This is a genomic window from Bifidobacterium sp. LH_449 (genome assembly GCF_056356755.1).
Map to the genome: position 1 here is coordinate 390381 of NZ_JBKEUV010000001.1, position 11339 is coordinate 401719.

7 protein-coding genes and 1 CRISPR repeat array are annotated in these 11339 nt (G+C 47.0%); all 7 genes read right to left on the minus strand.

Features of this window, described 5'->3' with window-relative positions; all coding sequences use genetic code 11:
- Positions 1–699 precede the first annotated feature (699 nt).
- A CRISPR array of direct repeats spans positions 700–2342; the repeat unit is 33 nt; unit sequence ATTTCAATCCACGCCTCCCGTGTGGGAGGCGAC.
- A 295-nt stretch (positions 2343–2637) separates the two neighbouring features.
- The 7 genes from cas2 to cas3 all read right to left on the minus strand — a co-directional run bounded on the left by cas2 (position 2638) and on the right by cas3 (position 10866).
- Positions 2638–2928: a CRISPR-associated endonuclease Cas2 gene (gene cas2, locus AC1AX7_RS01600; RefSeq protein WP_476508336.1), complete on the minus strand. Its 291-nt coding sequence runs from the start codon at positions 2926–2928 to the stop codon at positions 2638–2640.
- A 42-nt stretch (positions 2929–2970) separates the two neighbouring features.
- The gene (gene cas1c, locus AC1AX7_RS01605; protein ID WP_476508337.1) at positions 2971–4002 is read right to left on the minus strand and encodes a type I-C CRISPR-associated endonuclease Cas1c; all 1032 of its coding nucleotides are present in this window, start codon (positions 4000–4002) and stop codon (positions 2971–2973) included.
- A 46-nt stretch (positions 4003–4048) separates the two neighbouring features.
- Positions 4049–4714 (minus strand): CRISPR-associated protein Cas4, encoded by a 666-nt coding sequence (gene cas4 / locus AC1AX7_RS01610; protein ID WP_476508338.1) that lies wholly within the window; start codon positions 4712–4714, stop codon positions 4049–4051.
- Positions 4715–4833: 119 nt separating this feature from the next.
- Positions 4834–5766, minus strand: a complete 933-nt coding sequence (gene cas7c / locus AC1AX7_RS01615) for a type I-C CRISPR-associated protein Cas7/Csd2 (RefSeq protein WP_476508339.1) — start codon at positions 5764–5766, stop codon at positions 4834–4836.
- A gap of 10 nt (positions 5767–5776) precedes the next feature.
- Positions 5777–7582, minus strand: a complete 1806-nt coding sequence (gene cas8c, locus AC1AX7_RS01620; protein ID WP_476508340.1) for a type I-C CRISPR-associated protein Cas8c/Csd1 — start codon at positions 7580–7582, stop codon at positions 5777–5779.
- The gene (gene cas5c / locus AC1AX7_RS01625; RefSeq protein ID WP_476508341.1) at positions 7579–8235 is read right to left on the minus strand and encodes a type I-C CRISPR-associated protein Cas5c; all 657 of its coding nucleotides are present in this window, start codon (positions 8233–8235) and stop codon (positions 7579–7581) included. The genes cas8c and cas5c overlap by 4 nt, the downstream gene beginning before the upstream one ends.
- A 270-nt stretch (positions 8236–8505) precedes the next feature.
- Positions 8506–10866, minus strand: coding sequence for a CRISPR-associated helicase Cas3' (gene cas3, locus AC1AX7_RS01630; protein ID WP_476508342.1), 2361 nt, complete (start codon positions 10864–10866; stop codon positions 8506–8508).
- Positions 10867–11339: the final 473 nt, after the last annotated feature.

Consider the following 11339-nt stretch of genomic DNA (forward strand, 5'->3'; position numbering starts at 1 on the left):
TTTGTGGTGTTTCGTTTTGCGTTGCGCGGCGCTTGTCCGTTGTGCGGCGTCGTATGGCGTCGTTTTGTGTGTTGCGCGCGGCAGTGTGCAGCATGCTGCTGTGCGCGCGGCTGCGCGTGTGCGGCTGCGCACAATTCCAGTGTAGGTCGGGTTGAGGGATGTGGGTGGGATTGAAATGTGGGGTGGGGATATGTGGATAAGTTTTTTAGGGGGTGCTGAGGCGTTTGGGGAAGGATTACATAGGAAGTGGATGAAGCGATAATGAAGGCAAATGAGGACTTCTACAATCAGCAAATGGTGGCATTATCGCAATCGGCAAGTGTCTCAGCCATTGCCCATGTGTGATGGACCAGGCACTTGTTTCATTCATAGAAGGTGGCCGATTTTAAGCTGCGTGTAAAGCTAGGCATACGAACGAGAATAGGATACAGTCAACAGAAAGCGGTAGGCGTTCTCATGAAACCATTGATCGACGTAAGCAACAAAGAACCACAAAACCACAGAGAAACGATGAGCGCCTCGGCTACTACTCCAAAGGCGATAGCGGGCGCTTCATCAATTTCTGCTATATGACAATTTGTAATGCATGCGGGTTTCTACGATTCGAGACGTCAAGCTGACAGATGTCTTTTATTGCAGGCCGCGCCTCCCCGCATGAGAGACGGCCTGCGGTTCGAATCATTGATCCGACAGGTATCTATTTCAATCCACGCCTCCCGTGTGGGAGGCGACCGTACTGTTTCGGCGTGATCTGGAGGCTTGGCTTGATTTCAATCCACGCCTCCCGTGTGGGAGGCGACGTTGTCAGCAGCTGGTATTCCACCTTCTGCCCGGGATTTCAATCCACGCCTCCCGTGTGGGAGGCGACTCATTTCGCTACCGCTTTCGCCTTGCGCAGCGGATTTCAATCCACGCCTCCCGTGTGGGAGGCGACCGATGATCGTCACCGGCGACATGATGCCGCTTCAATTTCAATCCACGCCTCCCGTGTGGGAGGCGACCGCGCTCGCCGAGATCCAACGCGACACCATCAAATTTCAATCCACGCCTCCCGTGTGGGAGGCGACATCGTACTTGCCGCTGATTTTTTTCACCTGCTGATTTCAATCCACGCCTCCCGTGTGGGAGGCGACCTCTCTAGATAATCTACGATGGGCGACGTATTCCATTTCAATCCACGCCTCCCGTGTGGGAGGCGACCCTTCACTTGTCAAAAATTCTTTGACACGGGTCTCATTTCAATCCACGCCTCCCGTGTGGGAGGCGACCACGATGGATGACGATTTTCGATACACCTTCGCTATTTCAATCCACGCCTCCCGTGTGGGAGGCGACCGTGTCGGAGGTGCGGCCGAGCGTGATGTCGAGATTTCAATCCACGCCTCCCGTGTGGGAGGCGACGATTCTGCGTGGTCAGTCGATTGTGATGTTGAGATTTCAATCCACGCCTCCCGTGTGGGAGGCGACCGCCTGATCGGAGAATACCGGAACACAATCATGATTTCAATCCACGCCTCCCGTGTGGGAGGCGACTATATCTTCGAGGCTCCACGCAGTTCGTCCCGTATTTCAATCCACGCCTCCCGTGTGGGAGGCGACGCGTTCTCGACGGGACATGCCCGCATCTCAGGAAGATTTCAATCCACGCCTCCCGTGTGGGAGGCGACCCTCCGCATCGCCCGACGTGTTTTTGCGGTAGACCTTATTTCAATCCACGCCTCCCGTGTGGGAGGCGACTCGAACCGGATGCGACATCATGGCAGTCCATCGAGATTTCAATCCACGCCTCCCGTGTGGGAGGCGACTCGCCCGGGGCCTCAAACGCGCCGGCGACGATTTATTTCAATCCACGCCTCCCGTGTGGGAGGCGACTCGCGAACTGGGACACCGTCAAGGACGCCGGCATATTTCAATCCACGCCTCCCGTGTGGGAGGCGACTCCAGGAACGCGGCGCAGGCCGCGGGCCTGTCCCAATTTCAATCCACGCCTCCCGTGTGGGAGGCGACGATGACCACGAACTTCTTCTTGTCGCGGACGATATTTCAATCCACGCCTCCCGTGTGGGAGGCGACGCAGCGGGCGTCCGTTCGCGTCGGTCGCCTGGAGATTTCAATCCACGCCTCCCGTGTGGGAGGCGACGTCAGCGAGTCGGTCAATGATGCGACGGATTCGCTATTTCAATCCACGCCTCCCGTGTGGGAGGCGACCGGTTTGCGTTGATTCGTCGTCGTGGGTGTCGAGATTTCAATCCACGCCTCCCGTGTGGGAGGCGACGCACCGAGACCATCAACGTCGTCTTGGATCAGGAATTTCAATCCACGCCTCCCGTGTGGGAGGCGACTGCAAAAATGATCACCATCTCTCACATTGTGGTTATGGGATCTTCAACCGAAGAATACTGGTGATACAAGACGACTGCAACTTATCTTCAGCCCCATCTTAGAATATCCAAACATCACCAAAATCTCATTTCTATATCCACTATTTAGCTATCAAACAACAGGGAACGTACGGGACGCTTCCAAAGTTTTAAGATTTTAGTGCGAATACTCATTATTTTTATGAGAACTTGAATCTCGCACCGTACTTCTGATTCCCAGAACCGTAGTTCTTTTATCTCTGTATCGACAGGACACTTAAATTATCATCACCTCAGCAACAGGTAAATGATTACACTTACCACAATACTCAATTTTCGACTCATATTTTGAACCTAGATTGTAGTAGCACAAACTATCACACGATTTATCCATAACCTTTTCAAGATCATGCTTTAAACTCAAATAGTCAGATGGAGTCACCAAACATTCAAAAACGCTATTCTGTACTCTTTGACCATACTTCATACATATTTTAGCTACCCGTCGAAGTCTCTGTTTTCCCTCCAACGTTTCAGCGTTGACATCATAAGTTACTACAACCATCATTCCAAAATCACCTTACACGCAACGTCCAAATAAACTAATTCATCATTTCCACAGAAACGGTGGGTACGCATCCAGGTCGCCACGAATTGTACGCCCTAACAGTAACGCTTGCACATACGGCACCAATCCCCATGGAATTTTCTCATTGATAAATGGATGAATAATAATTTCCTGCTTTTTCTTTTGAAATGAAGCCAGTACAGTCTTTCGTCCGCTATCCGAAAGAAACACTCCGCCATTCTCTCGAACATCAAATTGCGAAGGCTTAACCACTCCAGTATTAATCAATGATAACGCAAACCGATCCGCAGCGACTGGTCTAAGTTCTTCAAGTAGATCCAATGCCAAAGACGCTCTACCAGGCCTATCAGTATGAAGGAATCCGACATAGGGATCAAGCCCGACCCCCTGCAAAGCAGCAATACAGTCATTAGACAAGATTGAATACAGGAATGACAGTAAAGCATTCATTCGATCCATCGGAGGCCTTCGACTACGCTCTTGAAAGAAAAACTCATCCTTATGACGTAGAATTAAATCATCAAAAGCGAAAAAGTACTCTTTTGCGGCCAAACCTTCTATTCCACGCAATTCATCAAGCGAAGCAGACTTTTTTACATTTAGAAGTTCTTGATGAAGCTTTTTACTTTGATTTGTAAGTCGTTCAGAATCAACCCGCAGCGCATGGTCACGCTTAGTTCTTTCAAGGACCCAACGACAATTATATATTTTCCCCATAATGAATGATTTTGCAAAACGCAAAGAGTCATTCTCCTCATCAGCAAAACGAAATTGTTCACGACGAAGTAAAACATTTCGATTATTTTCACCCAAAATGGAACAATAGTATCGTCCACGCGGCGAGAAAAAGGATAAGCCTACACCAAATTCGGAACATTTTCCCATTAATGCAGGCGACGCACCTTTGTACGAAAAACTCATAATATTTTCTAACGAACGTAACGGAATCCTAGCAAGCAATTTTTCTGCTTTCGACACTACAACATTATCGTTTTCGAGAGATAGATACGCATCTTCAGACGTAACAAATAACGTGTTTAATAATTGTCTCATCGTTATCTCTTTTCACTACCATTAATCAAGCGGTCATCTACCAGCTTCATTCGGCAACAATCACAGAATCAATATATTTTTGTACAGAATGCGATTCCTTGACCATTTGAGGAAGACACACACCCCACAAGGAACATGCTTTACATTTTTTTGATATTCGAGCCTTTGGAGTATGGCCATGCAAATACCACTCATGCATTTGAGTAAACATCTCGACAACTTTATTGCGAATTTCAGTATCAAAAATAACAATTTCACGATGCCGGATTTTTTGATAGAACAGCGCCCCTTCTAAAATGTCACAACCAAGCATCTCTTCTAAACATATAGCCTCCGCACACAACTGAAGCCGATCGGCATCGTTCTCCTTGGGTGAGCCGTGCTTGTATTCCACGGGATAAGGCAGCCATTTTCCTTGCCTTCCACGTAAAGGAACGCCATCTTCTGATTGATGGAATTCAACAACGTCGCACGCACCCGTTACACCCAAATAGCGTGAGAAGACTCGAAGATCACGCATAATCAGAAGTTTTCCCCTCGTTTCCGACGCAGCATAATCATGTGCACGTTCATGCTCCAGATTGCCGGATGTAGTTAAATAATTATCCTCCCATTGCTGCTCTATATGAATAAGGGCCCACTGCCGACGGCAAAATGCAAAGTGTTGAATGCCTGACAAGGCAAGCCAATCGTCTTCCCGATACTCAGTCATTGTATGAACACACCCTTCTTTGGGTATACCGAAGCCATTCTCCCTGACTAAAAACGGACCAAGTTTATTTATTCAAAAGCCGGGCTCACGCGATACGGTGGCCCGGCTGACCTCAATACTCACAGCATGTGATCGACTAATTCATCAACCTCAACGCCCTCGGGAATGTCTTCACTATTAAAAGTGACAGCATAATCGTTGAAGCTACGGGCAACCGTTATGTCTTCTCGCCTTTTCACATTGACTAGATCAAACAGCTTATACGAAGGCGCATTCCCAAGTGCGCTGCTGTGTTTGAATACGTACAGCTTTCGGACCGCCATATTGCCACGTGCTGCAGAGCGATCGAATTCGAACATGTTTAGAATCGCTTGCCATAGCATGTCAAGATCCTCATCACTAAAACCTGTGACAGTTTGAGCAAATTTCGCTGAAATATAGCCATTCATACGATACAAACCGTAAGGAACAATGAATTTGTTACCCATTGTGTTGTTCTTTTCGGCTGCATCCGCCTCAGTTGTTACGGAAATGCGAGTAATGCTGATTTCTTGCACATCGACAGGATCAATAGAACGAGCGAACCCAAGTTGGACGGGACCTCTCACTTGACCGCAAGACAAGCTGCCTTTAACAAAGGTGGTCATGACTGCGCCGAATGTACGAATATCGAAAAAGTTATCGCACATATAGTCGCGCAGTCGCCGATCTAATTCGGGATCATTCTTTTTAGATACCTTAATCGCATCAACAAGTTCTTTACCTTCAAGACTCGTGTCAATATTAGAAGCGGCTAAAGCCTCACAATCAAGACGATTCAACGTCTGTTGATTCTGTATGTAAATTCGCCATGGTGAAACCTCGTCTTTGGCCATCTGCACGTAATTTCGAATCTTTCGCTTGATACAAACATCGGTCACCAACCCCTGTCCTGTTTCAATATCGACACGAGGCATATTACCGGAATCAGGATCTCCGTTGGGATTACCATTCTCCACATCAAAGAGAATGCTGAAGTCATACCGGTTTTCAATTGGTTTGTAGTCAGACATGATGCACTTCTTAATCCTTGTTAGTTGCTTCATCACTCACGGTTTTATTAAACCGTTTTTGATTTTCAAAGTAATAACCGAGTTGGAAGGCTCCACGTTCTTCCAACGTCAATCGCAACGGATATCTAATCCCAACTCTGCCGGATAGTTCCCCGCGCGCTTTATCGAGCTTGACTTTATACCCTTCCGAGCGCCAAGTTTTGCGCATATGCTTCGCCGCAAGATCGCCCAAAATCGGAAAGATACGTGCCGGAGTAGCAGAAGCACTTGTAAAATATTTGTCTTTGATTGTTGTTTTTATGCCCGGTATAGCAGCTAATTGAATCTGCTCATAAATTGAAAATAACCTACCAAGTACATATGGTAGATAATCGCTATCTTCATTGATATTCATCTGCAATACCTCCTTAAATTTTGGATTTTTTGTTTTACGCAGATAATATGCTTTAATGATTGCCGCTTTATCCGGAGAAACTTTGTGTTCTGCAATAATGCGCCGTTCCACTGCATTAATCAGTGTCACCGGATATGGCGTGCCATTGAGTATAGCTTTCATCACCGCACCAGCAATTTCTGGCGATATTTTCGCTCTCTCCGTCTCCTGATTCACTGTTTGTCTCAACAACCTCCAGGTTGGAAGAAAAACCGTTTTATCATTTACCGGACGGACAATGCTCAAATCCTGATAATGCTGCTCGATATTTTCCGCAAATTTACCGAACGTATTGGTTAAATAAAAGCGAACTGATACACGCGCAGCATTCGGAGATAAAGCAAGAATATGGGATTCTTCACCAGGATCAAGGATGACATTTTTGTATTTGTATGATTTGCCTTGAGCGAGCGATCTCATGCTCGCTTTAAGCACATCTTCATCAAGGTGTATACCATCTGAACTTTTACGTGTGGCCCTCTGCGATGATGTCATCGGGAAAAACGCATTCCGAAGAACATCCGAATATGTATTTTCTCCGCATTTCGCCCACGCCACCACAGTGTCATCACCAATATGCATCACTCTATTCGAATCAGCGAGCAGAGTGTTTAACGCCGTTGTGTACTCATATGCTTCTCGCTTGCTTAAAGGCGCATTCTCGCATTGTTCAAGATTACGAGAACAAAATGCTGGTGCGTTAAATGAAATTAATGAAGCACCAGCAGACTGCGCTCCCATAACACCTTTAATTTTCGGATGAGTTTTCACAGGAATAATCGATTCTCCTGAAAGAAGACTAGAGGCCTTTACCGTCTCATCCTCGTCATCTTCCTGATTAAAGTATGCATCCCATGCCTGCCTGACAGCTGGATCATCTTTAATAAATTCAATCGATGACTCGGATTGAAACTGCAAGATAAAGTTCGCCGTCTGCGCAGCCTTCCACTCCTTATCTGAATTTCCTCGAACAATCCGTTCGGCAGCTTCCCACTGCGGTCCCCGTTCAAAAAAAGCAAGCGTCGCTTTTGCCGCAGGGGAATCCACTCCGTTAAGCACACGGCGATGCAGCTCGCCGCACTCAGAAAAACATGTCGCAGCACGTTCAGGTTTGCCCTTGGAATCATAGCCAAGCATGTATGTAACGGTGTCGCACAAAAAGTTAGGCACGATGCCCGAAGATCTGGTGAAACGATGAGGCACTTGGATAATATGACGTGCCTTTTTCTCTGAGCGGTCTCCCAAAAAACGCACATCAACTAGCGCCCCGTCCGCGTCAATGACCAAAGAATACGGTACATTCGCCTCATCATAGCCATAAACCGGAACCTGACCTTTATCCGCTAACGCTTGGTATTCCGTTTGAAGATCACTAATAATCATGATTTCACCTGCACAGTCGAAACATCCAGCACGCCATCATTCAATGCCGCGCGGAAAAACAACGGTTTAGGATAAGCCGGATTCCTATAGTCAAAGTCATATAGCATATAGCCCAAATCGCGTTGGCCTTGTTCAAAGCCTTCAGGTGAATCGGTTTCATCCCATAGCCGGAACTCGACCGGAAATTCACGCGTCCCGAAATAGGGGTGATGAAAACACTGGCCTTTGGAAGCTCGTCTGCGAAACATATTCTGGAATTTCTCCGGCGAATCCGTCGGAGTCATTTTTGCGTGATTAATTTCAAAATGTGCGTCGATTACATATCTGACATCACGAAGAATCGTGGAGGATCTTTGTTGGATGGAATCCGCAGTATAAATAGTACCGCCGTCGCCGTGCCCTTCTGCCATCGAACGAATTTGACGAGCACTTATCACACTACTAACTTCATTACGGCGAACAGTATCAAATCTAATAGGATTCATCACCGTTATACGGTCAATGCGCCACTGGAGTCCAGGACGCCAAAATATTGCTTCCAATATGCCTCTTGCCGCCGATGGCGTCATCACATCATAAGTGACTCGCTCGGCTTTAAATTCAGGCCTACTGAAAAGCGCACGCTCACCCCAGACCTCTAGCTGTACTGACATACCTCCTCCTTTCTAGTTTGGAGATAAAGCCTTTAGGAGGCGTCCTCGTTGACATGAATAACTATAACACATGTTTTAAATAAAACGAACCGGAAGATAATTTTCTGTTATCAACGATCTGAAATCTATAAGAATTACATGCTATTGTGTTTATGACACTCAAGGAACCATCCTTTTCCGAGTGTGGATTGAAATCGGTTAGTTTTGTTTATTTGCCTACCCAATATGGCGCATGCTCGTTTGCACCCCGCAAACGAGCATGCGCTTTTCTCAAATAAAGATGCCATCAGGATTGACCTCATCCAGTACCAGACCAAGGTCGGAAGCATATAGTTCCATATCGCGCAGAATAAAACAGCTATCATCATGCGAAACCGGCATAACCGCACCGGCTATACAAAGCTTCTCTAAATATTGCGGCCAAACATTAACGGCATATTTGCCCAAACGACGAAACAGCCCACGATCAACGTCTCCTGATTCCAATCGTTCACACAATGCCGCGCCTTCCCCAGCCAACGGAACATATACCGCCGAACTTGGAGCATCAATGAGATTAAATCGACGAGCAATTTCAGAAAACGGCATCGTATTGTCATCGCACATCGACAGAATACGGTTTTTATCCAGCGCATCATTTCTGGAACCGAGCGCAACGCCATCGCGTATTTCCAGCAATTGCTGGAAATACTCATGCATTGCCTCATCGGTATCCAAGTCATCATGATAACGATTTCTCACGCTACGGAATACGGCAACGTTTTGAAGAAGGAAACGCGGAGTATTGCCATCACTGGAAAACACATAGACAATGCTTTCTTGCTTCGAACGTTTCCCTTCTCGATTGCAACGTCCAGCTGTCTGCAGAATGGAGTCCAAACCTGTTTCTTCTCGATACGCCACCGGAAAATCGACATCCACACCAGCCTCAATCAATGACGTAGATACAACACGACAAGGCTTTCCCTCTGCAAGCCGCAAACGAATCTCCTTAAGCAATCGCTTTCGATCAGCAGCACATTGCAATGTGGTTAGGCAGTACGTTCCCTCACCAATTGTCATTTCTTTAAGTTGCCGATATAGATATTGCACATCTTTACGAGTATTGGCAACGCACAGCACCTGATCATGCCTATGCAGATGCTCTGCCAAATCATCCAAACCGATATCACCTTCAAGTGATGCAATCGTCGTTCTAGAAAATGCCTTTTGATCTTTGCCAGAAAATGGCGATATCTCAGAAATCTTTGGACACTTGTTTTCAAATGCTCGATCAAACAATGGCCTAAGTTCAGGCTGGGTGGCCGTACACAAGACGGCACTGATATTATAATGCTGCACCAACTCGGCGATAGCCTTAACACATGGGCGCAAGTAAGAGACCGGCAACGTCTGCGCTTCATCAAACACGACGACGGAATTCGCAATATTATGCAGTTTGCGACAACGCGAAGTCTTATTTGAATATAGGCTTTCAAAGAATTGAACAGCGGTAGTGACCACGATGGGAGCATTCCAGTTCTCCGATGCGAGCGCACGTTTCAGATCAATCTCGCTCATATCAGACTCATCTTTAAGCTGATATGACGCTTCGGAATAGTGAGGTAATACTGCTTCCTCGCCGAATATTCTTTCGAATCCTTCGACAGTCTGATCGATAATCGACATATACGGAATCACGTAAATAACGCGCTGCAATCCCTGCGCATGGGCATGTTCAAGAGCGAACGCTATCGAAGACAACGTCTTGCCGCTACCTGTAGGTGCTGTTAACGTGTATAGGCCTGGCTTGCGCGAAGAATCTTTCCCGGCACTAATACACTGCTGAAGCAATTCACAACGTTTGACGTCCAATGGACTTTTACTCGGCTTGTCAAGATAACGGCGAGCTTCATGTTCGACAATTTCAGCAAGTCGACGGATTACCAGCCTGGCCTCCTTATCGTATTCAGATGCAGCCTGCAGCGCAGTCTCATGAAGCTTATTCCACGTTGGAGCATGCTCTGCAGCTAAATCTTCCGCTCCAAGTTGATGCTTTATTTGATCCAGCAATTCATGCTCAGCACGATCCAGACGATTTTCCGTAAAGAACTCAGCATCGAGACGGTCTCCATCCACCAATGCAGACAACAACATTCGAATACGCATCATGGCTTCGTATGGAGATGCAGGATCTGCTTGAGTATCGGCATCGATTATTTCATCTGGAATATGCATCTGCGTCTGCCATGCACTGGCTTGATCAAGTAAATTATTATTGCTAGCATTTACCGCCTTTTGCACACGACTCATAAAAGTCGGAGCATCTATATCGCCTGCGGAACCCATATCAGATAAGCCGGCATGATGCCCCGCCACTACCATTGCATCTTCAAAACGACCATGGTTCCCTAACAGGAGCATTCCAGCAGTGGAATGGTCGACTCGCGTGGAATCCTTTGGATTACGAATTCTGTGCTGGAATGCGTCGGAATATTTACCAAGATCATGAAACAAACCAGACAGCAAACCATCATACAAATAACCAAATTGTTGTGCGAAAGCGCCAGACAAGCACGCAGCCATACTTAAATGTTCAACACATGTCTCATATCCATGATCACTACTTCGTGCATAATAGGAACTCATCATTGACCCTTTTCATCCGCGTAGTACTCTTCCCTCCGCTTATTCCAATTCTACGACGCAAACACAATTAACTATTTAAGGGGGTCTTCGAATCATGTAAACGACTCAAACTACCACCTTCAACGAGAGCAGGTGGCAGTTTGAGTCGCTGCACACGGCACATTGCGACCAATCCTGCCATCTACAACGAAAGCATGTGGCACATTTGGTCGCAATACACGGCATGTTGCGACCAATCATGCCACATTCAACAAAGGTAGGTAGCACATTTGGTCGCAATACACGGCATGTTGCGACCAAAAGTGTCAGATAAAAGACAACAAGGTCGGAAGGCACCGCACAATTGGCCAAATACATGCCAAATGCCGCTGACTCCCGCCCGCAGCGCCCCCTCACAAAACCAAAAAAGGAGAGGCCTCCCGCAATCCCTGCGGAAAGCCCCTCCCCTCTCATGCACGCGAGGCGCCGCCTCAGCG

Coding starts and splice junctions, on each gene's coding strand:
- cas2 (WP_476508336.1), bottom strand. CDS start 2,928: ATGATGGTTGTAGTAACTTATGATGTCAACGCTGAAACGTTGGAGGGA.
- cas1c (WP_476508337.1), bottom strand. CDS start 4,002: ATGAGACAATTATTAAACACGTTATTTGTTACGTCTGAAGATGCGTAT.
- cas4 (WP_476508338.1), bottom strand. CDS start 4,714: ATGACTGAGTATCGGGAAGACGATTGGCTTGCCTTGTCAGGCATTCAA.
- cas7c (WP_476508339.1), bottom strand. CDS start 5,766: ATGTCTGACTACAAACCAATTGAAAACCGGTATGACTTCAGCATTCTC.
- cas8c (WP_476508340.1), bottom strand. CDS start 7,582: ATGATTATTAGTGATCTTCAAACGGAATACCAAGCGTTAGCGGATAAA.
- cas5c (WP_476508341.1), bottom strand. CDS start 8,235: ATGTCAGTACAGCTAGAGGTCTGGGGTGAGCGTGCGCTTTTCAGTAGG.
- cas3 (WP_476508342.1), bottom strand. CDS start 10,866: ATGATGAGTTCCTATTATGCACGAAGTAGTGATCATGGATATGAGACA.